Source organism: Bacillus sp. SA1-12, from assembly GCF_000981385.1.
GTDB lineage: Bacteria > Bacillota > Bacilli > Bacillales > Bacillaceae > Metabacillus.
Genome location: NZ_LATZ01000044.1, coordinates 1 through 14107 on the forward strand (window position 1 = coordinate 1; position 14107 = coordinate 14107).

General features: G+C 33.6%; 12 protein-coding genes, 3 pseudogenes and 1 riboswitch. Of the genes and pseudogenes, 3 read left to right on the forward strand and 12 right to left on the reverse strand.

Features of this window, described 5'->3' with window-relative positions; all coding sequences use genetic code 11:
- Positions 1-140: 140 nt before the first annotated feature.
- Positions 141-1355, reverse strand: coding sequence for a UDPGP type 1 family protein (locus WQ54_RS16960; protein ID WP_046585752.1), 1215 nt, complete (start codon positions 1353-1355; stop codon positions 141-143).
- Positions 1356-1607: 252 nt separating this feature from the next.
- Between WQ54_RS16960 and WQ54_RS16965 the strand changes: the two genes are divergently transcribed.
- The gene (locus WQ54_RS16965; RefSeq protein ID WP_046585754.1) at positions 1608-1847 is read left to right on the forward strand and encodes a hypothetical protein; all 240 of its coding nucleotides are present in this window, start codon (positions 1608-1610) and stop codon (positions 1845-1847) included.
- A gap of 941 nt (positions 1848-2788) precedes the next feature.
- On the opposite strand, the pseudogene WQ54_RS16970 reads toward WQ54_RS16965, so the two are convergent.
- From WQ54_RS16970 to WQ54_RS17015, 10 genes and pseudogenes are all read right to left on the reverse strand, one after another.
- Positions 2789-3298 (reverse strand): annotated as a pseudogene (locus tag WQ54_RS16970) (GrpB family protein).
- A gap of 93 nt (positions 3299-3391) precedes the next feature.
- Positions 3392-4351 carry a hypothetical protein gene (locus WQ54_RS16975; protein WP_052737848.1) on the reverse strand — a complete coding sequence of 320 codons (960 nt, stop codon included), beginning with the start codon at positions 4349-4351 and terminating at the stop codon, positions 3392-3394.
- Between the two features lie 340 nt (positions 4352-4691).
- A complete protein-coding gene (locus tag WQ54_RS16980) occupies positions 4692-5063 on the reverse strand; it encodes a VOC family protein (RefSeq protein WP_046585756.1) in 372 nt (123 codons plus the stop codon).
- A 327-nt stretch (positions 5064-5390) separates the two neighbouring features.
- Complete coding sequence (locus WQ54_RS16985) at positions 5391-6206, reverse strand: STAS domain-containing protein (protein WP_046585757.1); 816 nt, start codon at positions 6204-6206, stop codon at positions 5391-5393.
- A gap of 149 nt (positions 6207-6355) precedes the next feature.
- Positions 6356-6808, reverse strand: coding sequence for a GNAT family N-acetyltransferase (locus WQ54_RS16990; protein ID WP_046585759.1), 453 nt, complete (start codon positions 6806-6808; stop codon positions 6356-6358).
- A 33-nt stretch (positions 6809-6841) separates the two neighbouring features.
- Positions 6842-7877, reverse strand: a pseudogene (locus tag WQ54_RS16995) (flavin-containing monooxygenase).
- 441 nt (positions 7878-8318) lie between these two features.
- Entirely contained in the window at positions 8319-9089 is a 771-nt protein-coding gene (locus WQ54_RS17000; protein WP_046585761.1) for a bifunctional 2-polyprenyl-6-hydroxyphenol methylase/3-demethylubiquinol 3-O-methyltransferase UbiG, read from the reverse strand.
- 459 nt (positions 9090-9548) lie between these two features.
- Positions 9549-10091, reverse strand: a complete 543-nt coding sequence (locus tag WQ54_RS17005; protein WP_046585762.1) for a DinB family protein — start codon at positions 10089-10091, stop codon at positions 9549-9551.
- Positions 10092-10321: 230 nt separating this feature from the next.
- Positions 10322-10852: pseudogene (locus WQ54_RS17010) on the reverse strand (DinB family protein).
- 145 nt (positions 10853-10997) lie between these two features.
- Entirely contained in the window at positions 10998-11408 is a 411-nt protein-coding gene (locus WQ54_RS17015; RefSeq protein WP_046585764.1) for a DUF2500 domain-containing protein, read from the reverse strand.
- Positions 11409-11700: 292 nt separating this feature from the next.
- Positions 11701-11797, forward strand: a riboswitch (guanidine-I (ykkC/yxkD leader).
- Positions 11798-11867: 70 nt separating this feature from the next.
- Here WQ54_RS17015 and WQ54_RS17020 point away from each other — a divergent pair.
- Both WQ54_RS17020 and WQ54_RS17025 read left to right on the forward strand, forming a co-directional pair.
- Positions 11868-12209 (forward strand): multidrug efflux SMR transporter, encoded by a 342-nt coding sequence (locus tag WQ54_RS17020; protein WP_046585766.1) that lies wholly within the window; start codon positions 11868-11870, stop codon positions 12207-12209.
- The gene (locus tag WQ54_RS17025; RefSeq protein WP_046585769.1) at positions 12209-12523 is read left to right on the forward strand and encodes a multidrug efflux SMR transporter; all 315 of its coding nucleotides are present in this window, start codon (positions 12209-12211) and stop codon (positions 12521-12523) included. The genes WQ54_RS17020 and WQ54_RS17025 overlap by 1 nt, the downstream gene beginning before the upstream one ends.
- 1072 nt (positions 12524-13595) lie before the next feature.
- Here the strand turns inward: WQ54_RS17025 and WQ54_RS17035 are convergent.
- The coding region (locus WQ54_RS17035) for a transposase (protein WP_046585395.1) at positions 13596-14107 on the reverse strand (512 nt) is incomplete at its 5' end.

Here is a 14107-nt window from a genome sequence, read left to right on the forward strand (position 1 = left end):
CCGCTCACTTCCTTCAGATTCCATGTCACCATAGACACCCTTGTGTTAGGCTAACTGTTACTTCTGTCTTCACAGTTCGGGACTTTCACCCTATAGATTACACCCATGCTGGGCGCACTTAAAAAACGAATAACATGAAGTTATTCGTTTAAAAGAATCATGGCTCTTGCTGTTTCCGGGCTATCTTCCCCAGTTTTATTTTTAACAGGTGCAAATTCCTTTTCTCTTGGGACCTGCAACACAGCAATCGATTCAGCTTTTGGAAACAAATCAAAATAGAATTGTTCTAGTTTGTAGCCATTTGGTTCTGTTGGTTTTATTTCTTCGCCACGCTCATTTACGGTAGGAATAGATTTATGGGCAAAATGATAAGGAAGAGGCTTGTCTGCTACTTCTTTGACAAAATTCAGTTTAAATAAATGTATACTGATATGCGCATTCATCATATCTGGATGTTCACTTTCTTCACTTGTCATTTCCGAGTATTCAATCACGGACGGTTTTCCATCCATCAGACAAAACACTCCTACTTTTTCTTGTGGATTCCGTTTTGCTGCTGATTTACTCACGATAGGCGAATCTTTTTCATCGGCAAAGCCAACAAAGACCGGGTCAGCTATTTTAATCATAGCATTGTCAACATTATACATAAAGATCCATTTTACTCCCCGTTTCTCCATATCCTCTAATGCACCGCTCGAGCTCAGTGCGGAGAAAACTCCGCCACTACCGTTCGGTGATAGAGAAAGACTCGACTTTGTATTTAACATTAATTTACCCTCTGACGTCAATGTGGGTGCGGTGGGTTGAACGAAAAAGGTGATGAGTTCAGGATCGTATTCAAAAAAATCGTGCTTATGAAAGAAATCCTTTGTTTCCTCATCATTAATTGGACTCGTCATGATGTACCAAGGAATCATTTTCCCCGTTTGGTTAAAAAGCTGCAATAACCGTTCTGTCTGCAGTTCAAATAATGTTTTATTTCCCGGAAGTCCAATATCATATGTTCCTTTTGGGCCGTTATGACCAAGCCTTGTTCCTTGCCCTCCAGCAAGGAGAACTGCCGCTACCTTTCCTTTTTCGATTAATTCCATACCCTTTTGTTCGTACCCTTTTCTCTTTGAGTCTGGAATATTTTCTAATACCTCGTATGGAACGGGCTGAATATTGTTTCTTTCAGGATAGTCAGGGGAAATCAGTTTTTCCGCTGCTAAGCTGACTTCTGCAAAGTTTACCTTCTCTATGTCGTCCAACAGCTGATTTTTCTGAATATCTGAAAGTTTATCCCAAAAGGTTAAGAGCTGGGATTGATTATATTTATCCAATGTTTCTTTTATACTTAAAAAACGGCTCATGATCATAACTCCTAGTCTAAATTTGAATAGTTTTATTTTACCAGTGAATTGTTCTATTAGCTAATTCTACTTAGTCTTAATTCTTCAACATCAACTTCTAAAATTTCATATTTAAAGTAACGCAATTGTTCTTGAATAAGTGTATACGATTTCGGTAAACTAAAAAAATATATTTGATATAACTTCTTTTGGTATAATAATAAAAGGAAACCAATAGGTGTTATAACTTAATTTCATTAGGAGGCAACGGGAATGGACAAGCAAGGACAAGAAATGTTTTTACATTTTATTTTACAAAGAGTTCAAGAGGGCAAAGAAGATGAAGCAAAAGAAATACTTACAGAAAACTTCAGGAAACAAGATGAAGGTTCTTTTTCGCAAGATGATATTCAAGAGTTTATCCCTAAGATGATTAGCCTATTAAAACCAGAAAAATTAGCGGAAGTGCAAGCAGTTGTGAAGCAATTTTCTGGAGATTTCGGAAATAAATAAGGTCAACTAATCTAAACAAGATATTTTCTAAGACATTTCAAATCCTGCCGGACGCAAAGTCAATAGCTGATATTTTAAAATATCCTCAAAAACAAATACAGAAATGAACAAGAATTTCACCTTCTTACTGACTATGGTCTTGTAAGAAGGTGAAAGGTAGAACGTTAAGCCAGTAAACAGATTCATTAGTTAATAAGACATTTTATTGGAGAATAAGCTTTCAGCTCTCCTTAGATTGGTAGAAAATAAACGATTAATTGTAAGAAAACCCCGATTTTGTTTATTAACAATTTTGGTTCTCTTTTTTGTTTATTGTCTTTTATTCAACTAAATTTCATAGATTTTAATCATACCTTAACAAATAAGTACCATAATCTTTCTTGTACATTGTAAACGTTAGTTTAATAAGGTATTTCTTTTTTTGCAAAAATTCGGATAAGTTATTTTTATAAATTTTGTTTGGAAAATTAATAGTTATGAACTCATACATAATTCCTAAAGGTAAATGCTATAATCGATTTTATACATGGATAATAAGGAGAGAGAGTTTTGAAAAAATGGTGGCCTATCGGCTCATAGTTTATTTTCTGCAATCTGGTTAAGGAGATACTGTTACTTATTTAATCCTTTGTATTAGTGTCTTAAGAGCCAATTATGAACAAGTAATAAATGGCTGCTATACAAGTATGCTTCAGCTGGAACAAACAGCTGGTAGAGTATCATTAGTTGGAACGGTTGTTACAGGACTTTTACTTTCCATCTTAACAAAATCTTAAGGACCATTATCTTTCCATTTAAATGAACTTAATGGTAAGGCAAGTAAGAAAAAGCAGTTGTAGAAAAAAATGAAGTCCATGCAGTAAACAATAAAGAAGTTTCAAAATTTTATTATCAAAATTATTAAATTAAGCCACTCGTTACATAAAGAAGACTGCATTAATTTAAACCTCTTTTGCACGTTTGAGAAGTTGAGCCATAAAATGGGATTTATAATCAGAATAAGCTAACAATCTTCGGTACCCTTTGGTATACGCTTCGAACTTATGTTTAGCATATCGCTGAGCTTCCTCAGGGTGGGTTCTTAAATAATTTCTTAATTGTAAATTATCTTTCTATAAGGTCGAATGATATTGTGTGATTGCAAGGTTGAATGAACGGCTGCAACGCTTCCGACAATAGATTCTTCCTTGAACACCAGCTGAACCAAGACACTCATAGCCAATCTGTTCCAATTCTTCTTTTTGAGTTAAAGTAATCTCTGGTGTACCTGGAAGTCCAACTAATATATCAATAATAGGTTTTGCAACTAGTCCAGGGACAGAGGTGCTGCCAAAATGCTCAAACCTAACTTTTTGATCAAAGATAGGCCTTAATGAAATTATTTCTTCCTCATACCAATTCTTCCATTCAGGATTGAAGTTTAAAATGGAGATATCTTCATCTATGTCCATTTGTAACCCTCCTCCTTATCTTATTGTCTTTTTCAATGTCCTGTTGTATAAAAAACTCTCAACGCCTTTTTGAGAGATAAAATACCCTTTTGTTTAATAAGCATCGCTATTTTTTAAAAGATCGTAAATTCTATCTAAACCAATACCACTAATGAGCATTCTCTCTTTCCTATTCGCTAACAATTTTTGAGACCAATCAACAAAGCCGCCATCCCCAATATGAATTTCCTGTCCATTTAACTTAACAATAATTGAGTACTGTAATCCTTGATAGTAAAGGTTATCCCTTTCTTCTAAGTTTTTAAGTATTCTAACTCCAGGTAATTTTTCATGAATGTGATCACCCATCCTTTGAATGAACCCTTTGCTATCCGTATATCCGCCTGATGCGTTTAGTTTAACAGTTATATCGGTACTAAAAACTGATTTGAACATTTTCCGATATACATCAATATGTTCAAAAAGAGCTTGTTTTTCAAAAGAATAAGAACCTTTATCTCTACCAGAAGTAACCATACAAAAAATATGAAAGTGAGGAACAAGTCCGGGTTTTTCAAACTTTTGTGCGCGAATATGTCTATGTGATGTACTAAATCGTATGGAATCCGAATCATTTTTTATGCTCCCTTTTTTCACCAAATCACATATATGTAAGGCTAATAAATTGGTGGCATCTGATACTACTTCTGTCCCCCTTAAAGCGGATATTACTTTATTTTGATCGGCTGTTGCTATTACAGAGCAAGATCCTAAGGGAGAAACAGGGGATATCTGAATAGGAGTGAATAAAGAGCTACGCGCAATCTTCAGTAACTCAACCTCTACTTGTTTCAACCAGATAGGGTCAATTTCAGCAGGATGAACAAATCTGTTCATAGAATATTTTTTAAGTAATTCACCTGGCGTTAGATCATTCGTTCTGGTTCTTAACACTTCAAGTAATAGAGTATTTAAGTCAGAGAAAGAAATATCCTCACCTAAGATTTCCAGCAAATTCTTTATGCCCATTTCGTTTAGAATTCTTTGAATTGCTTTCATGTCACTCATTTCCATATTTACTCTCCTTTTAAACAAAAATCATTGAATTGAGTGCTTTCCTCTTTGATTTAGTATAGGTAGTTCGATTTTATTATTCGAAATTCCTCCTTCTTCATTTAACCTTCATCTCTTTATAGATCAAAGAGATGAATGATTTCTTTGTTCAAGTTTTAAGTACATCTATTCACATCATTCTACTTTAAGTACAAAAAAACAAAGTCTCTGACCCATTTGATTGAATCAAAGACTTTGTTTTTTATAAAATTATTTATGGCAGTTAGATTCATATTTTCAAGATTAATTTAATGGGTTAAAGTAGTAAAGTGCATCTTTATGAAGAAACTCTTCCGATAAATCATCTGTGTTGGTCTAAAAGAATTGGATTACCATCAGGATCTTCAATTATAAAACTTGCAGGTCCTTCACTTGTTTCATCTGCTTCACTTAGGAATTTGATTCCTTTTGCTTTAAGTTCCTTTTGAAGGTCTCGAACATCAGTGAACGAATCAAGATTTTCTGCATTTTCATTCCACCCTGGATTAAAAGTCAGAATGTTCTTTTCAAACATTCCTTCGAATAAACCAATTATGCAATTTTCATTCTTCATAATGAGCCAATTTTGGTCAATATTCCCTCCAAAGACTTGAAATCCTAGGTTTTCGTAAAATGATTTCGATTTATAAATATCTTTTACATTTAAACTTACAGAAAATGCACCAAATTCCATATTTTCCTCCTCAAAGTAATAGTTAGAAAGTTTTACATAAATTAGTATACATCATTATTTTCAAGAAAACTGAATTAATATTTACTATAACCAATAATATTATTTTTTCGATCCCTTTTAGTAAGAGAGGTTGATTATTAATAAAACAAATTCCAAGTTCCTAGGACTGTTTTTTGATTTGGATATGGCCCTCTTCCAGAAAATTTCACGACCTCAATTTATGAATCATATAACTTTTTGATGATTTCTTTTGTCCTCTTTAGATTTACAATGTGCCATCAAGATCAATAAAGAATAGCAAAAGCGCCCCTAAATGGGGCAGTTACTCTAATTTAATGATTCTAAAGCCTGCTTTACATTTGTAAAAGTAGTAGTTTCTGAGAAATCAAGACCGCTTTTCACAGCAGTTTGAGCTAATTTTGGAGAAATACCTGTAGTTATAACTTGTATACCTAACAAACGAAGTACTAATCCAATTTCATGTATATTACGGGCCATTTCTTCATTAATTGAAAGAACACCTGAAAAATCTGTGATAAGATGATTGATCTGAAGTTCTGAAATAACGGGAACAACTTTCTCTAATAAATGTTTTGTTCTATTTGAATCAATGTTCCCGATCAATGGTAGAACAACAACTCCTTCTTTAACCGGAACTAATGGGGCCGAAAGATCCTCTACTTCTTTTTGCATCTGATTTCTCATCTGTTCGCTAAGTTGTTCGAAAGCGAATACAGTTTCATCCAGGCTAATATCAAGCAACTTATTGATTCGACTCAAGATCATGATCACTTCATTGGTTGTCAGATTGAACTCTGAGCTCCACTCTGAAACCAAATCGGCAAAAACATCCCTTGTGGGAGCATAGCGGACAACAATTTCATAAATTTTACTTCCTGAAGAAACTTGAGCTTTAGCATTCATTTTGCTCCATTCGATAATCTCATTAGGAGCATCTGCTGTCCCATATTCCAATAATTCCTTTAAAAACTCTATTAGAGTTTCATACATCGAGATGGCAGCTTCAATTTCCTGTTCCGAAATGGTTAATTTCATTTTATGTAAAACACCCTCTACAATCTTTTGAGCTATGTGAGTTGTGTTTTCATCTAAATAAGTAGTAAGGTTAGTAGTTGATGCCATTTGTTCTGCTCCTCCCTTTATCCCTCTATTATAATCGATCCTTGATAAAAATGGTTAATAAACTAACAGCATCGTTAGTAAAGTATAAAGAGCTATTGAACAAAAATGGATCTTTCACCCACTGCATCTATTCGTTTTAAAACCCTTCATTATTGTAGCTCCATATAGAGGGTTGATTTCGGATAAAGATTTCCCTTTGAAAAACCCGTACAAGTATAAAAAAAGTTTGCTAGTTTGGTATCTGTATGAAGAACTAATATGTTAAAATCATTACTTGCTTCAGCAATGATCTTTTTCAATAGTAATCTTCCAAGACCCTTTCTTCTATACTCCTTACTAACATAAAATCTACTTAATCTCCCTATGTAAGGTATATTTGAGAATGGATCGATATTTATACCACCAATAGCAACCAATGAACCTTCTGAATTAAATACACCAAACAACACTTCGCCTGGCTGTTTATAGGTATTCTCTCCAGTTTTCAAATCATTCACTAAGCGCTTCACAAAACGAAAGCCCTCTTTTTTACTTTGAATCAATAATGATTGTATATTAATCGTTAATAGATTATTTATTTTCTTTACTACAAGCTTTTCCATATTACCTTCAGTAACTATTTTTTTTTTATTTTACTATCTTTCATTTAGTTTCCTGACAATATATTTTGCATCATAACCTACACCTTGAATTAATCCAGAACCGCGTCGGTATTGCCAAGGCAAACCAATAAAATATAACCCCTCGATATTTGATACTCCTCTATTATGTATGACAAATCCTTCTTTGTCTAAAACCCCATCTATTTGCAACCAAAAAAACTCGGGCTTAAATCCTGTAGCCCATATGATGTTGCTCACTTTAAGTGTTGTCTTATCTTCAAAAATTAACTGGTTCTTATTTGCACTTATGACCCTTTTTTTTATTTTTACTTCATTCTTTGTGATTGCCTGCTTTAAATCAAAACCAAATATGGGGTCTCCCTTTGTTTGTATGACCCTGCCAAGTAAGGAAGTATTGTTAGCTTTTAAGATTCCTAATTTGTCAAACCACCAAAAAATACTTTTACCTAGTATGACTAATGGCAAGTAATTTAGTTCTTTGCTGACTGCTAAATAAGTATCCCTCACTTTAGACACTTCTACGGCTATCTGTGCCCCACTATTGCCTCCCCCTACTACTAATACGTTCCCTTCTAACAATTGGTTTGGATTTTTATACTGGGATGAGTGAAGTTGTTTGATAGAAGGTGAGAGTTCTTTTGAAAATAAAGGAAGATTCGGTGTTTGAAAAGGACCTGTTGCGACTACAATATTTTTTGCCTTGTATGATTTCAAATCCGTTTTAATTAGAAAATGATCGTCTGCTTTCAATACATTTTTAACTTCTTCATTTAATTGAATGGGAAGTTGAAACGTTTCCACATATTTTTTAAATATGCCGCAATCTCATCCTTAGTGGGAAATCCTTGTTCCTCTCCTTTAAGAGGCAATCCAGGCAATGAACTGTAAATACGCGGGGTAAATAAAACTAATGAATCGTATCTCTCCATCCAAGTCTCTCCGACTTCGCTCCCTTTATCTAACAGTAAAAATTTTTATTTGTCCTGCTTAAGTAGTAACTAATAGCAAGACCAGCTTGGCCAGACCCAATGACAATTGTATCGTACATTCTTTATCCCCCATAATCAATATGATTATTTGTTCATATATTCATTTTAAAGGAAATTATTGTTAATCACAACAAAATTTAGTTCAATCAAGATGTAAAATGAATAAATGACTCCCTTTAATATGAGAAAAAAAGGCATTATACTTCAACCAACTATCAGAAACTCTTTCGAAATGATCTTGTTGTTTTCCATTAAAAAAAGAGTGTTGCTGCATCCCAATTATTTAAAAATAGCATCTTTCTTTATTTGATTAGTATTTTTCCTTAAATGCTTGGAAAAAGACTTAATATTAGCTTTTGGTTCCTAACGTCTTACTATTTTGGATCCATAAGTATTGGTAAAAATAAATAGAGTGAATCTCAAGGAATAAATATATTTTTCATTTTTATATAAAAACAACCCTAAACGGATGTTGACAGTTAGGGTTGTTTAGCTGAAATTTATCTTTTTACAGCTTCAAAAGCAAATGTCTGTTTACTATTTATTGGTTGTTTTCCATATTGAAAATCTGCCGATACGACAATATCTGAAAAACCGATCCTTTCTAATACAAGTTTGAATTCCTCTATACCGTACCATCGCAAAGCAAAACGTTGTAATTCAGTTTGAATCAGTTCCCCTTCCCTCCATTTTTCATACTTTAAAAAGGAAACTTTATATTGATGAAATAAATCAACTTCGACAAGTTTCCCTTCCATCGTAATGAGATCCCCGTTTGGAAGGTGAAATGCTGATGTTCCTTCATACTTTCCATCAGCCTCAAATTTGTGATCAGGGAGGAAAAGGTCAAGCATTAGTCTTCCGCCAGGCAGAAGATGCTCATAGAGACTCTTCAAAACTTCTATGGATTCTTCCCGTTTTTCAATTAGTAAGAAAGAACCGGCAGGAATAATAATAGCCTCATATTTATTTTCTAAAGATAGGTCAAGTAAATTTGATTCATATAAGTTTGGTTTTAAGCCTCGCTCTTCACATCGTTGACGACAAGATGCCAGCATTTCCGTAGAATAATCTACTCCATCCATATGAAGTCCTGATTCTAAAAGTGGAATAATGACACGCCCTGAACCAACCATTGCTTCAAGAATGCGTCCATTACAATTTTTAAGTCTTTCACGGTAATACTCTATATCACCACCAAGAGATTGACCGATCTTTTTGGTTACATTATAAACCTCTGTACAAAGTTCTCCATAATAACTAAAAGACATATAAATAAACCCTCCGTGTTCTTGATTTTTCACGAAAGGGGTTCCAATACTACCTTGTTTATCCCTTTCGCACCTCAAAAATAGATACTGCTACAAACGATTTTTTCATTTTCATAAGAATCACTCTCTTCCAAATTAGATGAAATCATCTTAACATACACGTAAATGTTGGGCAATGTAAAAATTTTAATTTTCTAAAAATTATAACAACAGATTTTTTATCCCTTCGTGCAACGATGAACCCTTGTTTCTTTCGTACATAATAACAACGAGAATTCTTTATCTAAAGCTTATGTACCTTTTAGCTTAATTAGCTTTTTCATCATTTTTATTCTCAATGGTGTTTGCAATCAATGTACTAAAAAATAACATAAGCAATAGCATAGATAATGGCATTTTCTTTACTTTTTCCCTTTTCATATCATCTTGCAGGAATTGATGTTGAACGGAAGATTGTCACTATAAATGAAGATCATTCTTTTCTCGTTTCATATGGTTACGAATAAGTCGGATTTGACCACGGTGATTCAGCTCATCCTCAAATACATGAAACCAGCGAAAATAGTTATTGGCATAATGTTTTGGACCAAAAGGGGTAACTTTATCTAACCAGTTATCCTCTAGTTCCTTAAAACAAACCAGTGTGCGTTCTCGTACTAAGTTTAATTTTTCTATATAGAATTCAATTCCATTATGTATGATTTCATGATGTGCCTTTTCACCGAGATCCAATCCTATATCAAGCTTCTGCAGCTCTTCTTCAGTAGGTTCCCTATCTTCAAATGTCATAATTTGATAGATTTCTTCAACACATGCTATATGATACAAAAGGCATCCTATTGAATTTCCTTTGCCATTTATACGATAATCAAGCTCTTTTGCTGTTAACCCCTCTACTGCTTCTAGCGTGGTCATTCGTGTATACTCCATCATTGATAATAATCTGCCTATTAATGGGGTAAATCCAAGTTTTTCTTCTACAATATATCTTTTATCTAACATTATGCTTCTCCTTCCTAAACTTGTTACAGAAAGACTTTCCTTGATTAATAGCAATTATTGCAAATTCTATTGATATTTACATTCTTTTTTCGATATAGCGAATTAAATGAGAGGGCAATTTAATAATAACCACTGATTATTGAACAAAAGCAACTATTCTTTTAATAAGTAACTGATAAATTATAACAATATCCTGCTGCCCTCAGTAACCCATTATGTATTTAGTCTCTTTAATTTTTAAGAGAATTTTCATTATACCACTCTCTAAGCTGATTAATATGAGCCTGATGATAACGGTTATGGTCAGCCATGTTCCAAAGTCCCCATCGAATGGTTGCTTGCTTTTCATTTTCATGACCAAAAGTGACAACTTTATCTAAATCAGCATCTGTTAATTGTGTACATGTATCTTTTAGCATTTTTTATACAACTTCATAATTAGACATAAGTGTATTCAAAGATTTATCTTTAACCATTGGAAGCCTATTATTTGCATCTATCATGGGTCCATGTTCCTCTTTTAAGGAATGTGGGAGCGGTTGACCTTTCATTCTATAAACCCAATTAAGATCAACATACATGATATGTTTGATTAACTGAGCGGTACTAGTAAAGTTTTGATTAGGACCCTTGTAATCAACTTCTTCTTGCGACATGCCTTCAGTAATAAAATTTAGTCGTTGGCTATTTTCTTTCACAGCGGAATATAATATTCCCACAATTGGTGACATATTTGCTTCGCCTTTTAAATCGTAAAACACCCCAGATTTTCCTCCTTAGCTTTTTTAATATTCACTACTCTCACTTTCATTTATACCTATTATCCTCTAATAAATTATATTGGTATTCTACCAATCTACACCGTTAGCTGAATAGTAACCAGCTAACTCACTGTTTTAGTCCTATTTAAGTATTTTCTTTCTTCACTTTTGTCCTCTCGAAGCCTAAATATCGATTCCCTTGAAAGTTTAGCATTCCAATGTCGCCTTCAGAAAGTAAACCATACTCTCTGCCCGAAACATGGAACTCGGAACGGTCACCACTTTCGAACTCAAAAGTAACATAATATCTTGTATGTGTACTTGAAGAATGAGGGTGATGGTTGTCATGGATATCTGAACTTCTTGAAACATCTGATCTTTTTGATTTAACTAAAGCCTGCACACTTAGTTTTGGTGACTGCTCATTTTTGTGCCACTGTCCAATTCCTTTGAAGACTGAAAATAAAATACTGCCAATAACTATTACAAAAATAATTCCAATAAAAATAGGGACGATTTGAAACATAAGGTTATCCATAAAAAATGGATCTGACATGTAAACACTCCTTTCATTTCTTCTTATATTTATACGAGTAAAAATATGGAAAGTTTCATAAAATAGAAGATGCTAAATTATTTTGTATTTCTGAATAGGTACTTCTTCATTAATTAAACTGCTAGTTATTCAAGATAAGAAAAAGCTGCCGGAGCAGCATTTATTTGTTGAACTCTTGCACCCGTTCGTTAAATACATTCCTACACAATCTCTACGAACACCAACATCATTTTTAAATTTTTAGTCTTGAATTAATGTGAATTGTGTGTATTATATAAGTTAATTGCATAATTTAAATGTTTTCTAGGGTTCCGCAATTTAAAGTTGGCCTGGTCCGAGAGAAAACTCACAGCTTTGCTGTGTCACGGAAGGATAAAAGCCTGGGAGAAACTGTTTTACAGTTATCTCTCAGGCTTTTTTGTCGTTTAGGGAAATAATAAAATCGGAGGTGTCATTTCGATGAACACAAACTGGACTAAAGTATTTGTGGCAGCTTTATTTGAAGTATTTTGGGTAATTGGCTTGAAACATGCTGATGATTTTTGGACATGGGCTGGAACTGTTATTTCCATCATGATCAGCTTCTATTTAATGATTATGGCGGGACAAAAACTTCCCGTAGGAACTGTTTATGCAGTTTTTGTGGGATTAGGAACGGCAGGCACTGTTATTTCTGAAATTATTTTCTTTGAGGAACCATTCAAAATAAGTAAAATACTTTTGATTTTACTATTACTAACAGGTGTTATCGGATTGAAATTAGTTACAAAGGATAGCGTTAAGGAAGGGGCTGATTCCTAATGGCGTGGATTTCTTTAATCTTAGCAGGATTATTTGAAATGATTGGTGTTGTGATGATAAGTAAACTTCATAAGGACCGTAATTGGAAATCATTTGTTCTATTAGTTCTTGGATTTGGGGCAAGCTTCATCTTTCTTTCTTATGCAATGAAAACACTACCTATGGGGACAGCTTATGCAATATGGACAGGAATTGGTGCATCTGGCGGTGCAATATTGGGAATGTTTTTATATGGTGAATCCAAAGATTGGAAAAGGTTGATCTTTATAGCTATGGTTCTAAGTGCAGCGGTAGGACTAAAACTTGTTTCATAATAAAGAATAATAACTTATATGTTGCATCCGATTTAGGTGTGGTTGGATAGAAAAAGCTTATGTTTCAGATCAATACGATATGAAATTTAGGCTATTCTTATCCAACCTTCACCATTAATCGAATTAGAAAAATACCTTATTCCTATTAATGCAAAGGAGCCCATAGTTTTAGAAGAATCCTTCACATTCTCTTTACACCTTAAAAGAAAGACCAATCCCTTAATTAGGTTACTCTACAACCTAAATGATTAATTTTTAATGATTAATCCCAATCCACGTTAATCGTCCAATCGTTGAAGATCATAGGCTGTTTATAGTGGATCGCGATTATTAAACTCTAACACCTGTTATTTCAATATGAAATTAACATTTTATTCCGCTCACTCATATTTCAATAAAGTAAAATATTTATATAATTCCTTTTCATTAATTGATATCCTGATGGCTAAGTCCTTTGTTCGTAAGACAAAATCTTTGACACCTATGAATTCAGATTCAGCAATCATATAGAATTGCGTTCCCTTTTTTATCCCTCTAAAATTATTCTTTAGCTTATATACCTTCATGTACTTACTTATCTACTCCCTTTTTAATTGATTGATTGAAAACTGAGAAATATCATTGTCCTTCCTACCTGAAATAATCAAGTACTTTAAAGCTTATCCAATTGCATGACTGAATTTGAATCTATGTCTCGATAATTCTGCGGCCATTCCCCTAAAAGCTGCACTACTTCATTCCAGTTAACCTTCAAAAATAATCCAGCTTCTTATTTTTCATTAAATTATAATTCATATTCTATCTTGCATGAATCATTTTTTTAAATAAATTTTGTCTAAAAAAACTTCAACAATCTCTTCTGCATCTTATTTACCTTGCATGCGATTCACACTCGTTAGTTAAAAGCCAAATGAATTTGTTTGCATGAGCTAATGTTTATTTTTATTCCAATACATGAATTCCATTTTGCTCTATGCAAAAAAGCTTACTCAAAGAGTAAGCTTCAGACCGTAGACAAACCCCATTTCAAATCCTTGATTTGAAATGGGGTTTGCATTTTCTCTTTATTTTCTTAGGCTGGGCATGGATACTTCCATGCCCAGTTTGCCATTTTCTTGAGATTCATGGCAGCAAAAGTTAGCATCGCCTGCATGGCCACTTTTTTAATTCCTCTTAAAGTGGTCCATCGCATGCCATGCTTTTCTTTAGCATCTGCAAAGACACGTTCTATTGTCTCTTTTCGCTTAGCGTATATGTTTTTATTCATTTCTGTATGCCGTAAATGATTAACCTCATCAATTTTATCTTCCCAAATATGTCGGTGAATCATTTTCCTCTTATCCTTACTGTGTGTACATGAATCAAGGAGTGGGCAATCCTTACAAATGGCTGGATTTGATGCGTATTGTCTGTAACCATCTCTGGTCGTTGTGCGGTAAGGAAGTATTTGATCCTTCGGACAAATATAGCAATCATAATATTCATCGTAGACATATTCATATTTTTTCATGAATTCATCTTTAGTGTGGGGTCTTGTGTAAGGCATAACAGGTCTAATTTCTTTGTCCATTAAATATTTCGCAA

What these genes read in the sequence shown, in the direction of transcription:
- WQ54_RS16960 (WP_046585752.1), bottom strand. Translation starts at nt 1,355, where the DNA reads ATGAGCCGTTTTTTAAGTATAAAAGAAACATTGGATAAATATAATCAA.
- WQ54_RS16965 (WP_046585754.1), top strand. Translation starts at nt 1,608, where the DNA reads ATGGACAAGCAAGGACAAGAAATGTTTTTACATTTTATTTTACAAAGA.
- WQ54_RS16975 (WP_052737848.1), bottom strand. Translation starts at nt 4,351, where the DNA reads ATGGAAATGAGTGACATGAAAGCAATTCAAAGAATTCTAAACGAAATG.
- WQ54_RS16980 (WP_046585756.1), bottom strand. Translation starts at nt 5,063, where the DNA reads ATGGAATTTGGTGCATTTTCTGTAAGTTTAAATGTAAAAGATATTTAT.
- WQ54_RS16985 (WP_046585757.1), bottom strand. Translation starts at nt 6,206, where the DNA reads ATGGCATCAACTACTAACCTTACTACTTATTTAGATGAAAACACAACT.
- WQ54_RS16990 (WP_046585759.1), bottom strand. Translation starts at nt 6,808, where the DNA reads ATGGAAAAGCTTGTAGTAAAGAAAATAAATAATCTATTAACGATTAAT.
- WQ54_RS17000 (WP_046585761.1), bottom strand. Translation starts at nt 9,089, where the DNA reads ATGTCTTTTAGTTATTATGGAGAACTTTGTACAGAGGTTTATAATGTA.
- WQ54_RS17005 (WP_046585762.1), bottom strand. Translation starts at nt 10,091, where the DNA reads ATGTTAGATAAAAGATATATTGTAGAAGAAAAACTTGGATTTACCCCA.
- WQ54_RS17015 (WP_046585764.1), bottom strand. Translation starts at nt 11,408, where the DNA reads ATGTCAGATCCATTTTTTATGGATAACCTTATGTTTCAAATCGTCCCT.
- WQ54_RS17020 (WP_046585766.1), top strand. Translation starts at nt 11,868, where the DNA reads ATGAACACAAACTGGACTAAAGTATTTGTGGCAGCTTTATTTGAAGTA.
- WQ54_RS17025 (WP_046585769.1), top strand. Translation starts at nt 12,209, where the DNA reads ATGGCGTGGATTTCTTTAATCTTAGCAGGATTATTTGAAATGATTGGT.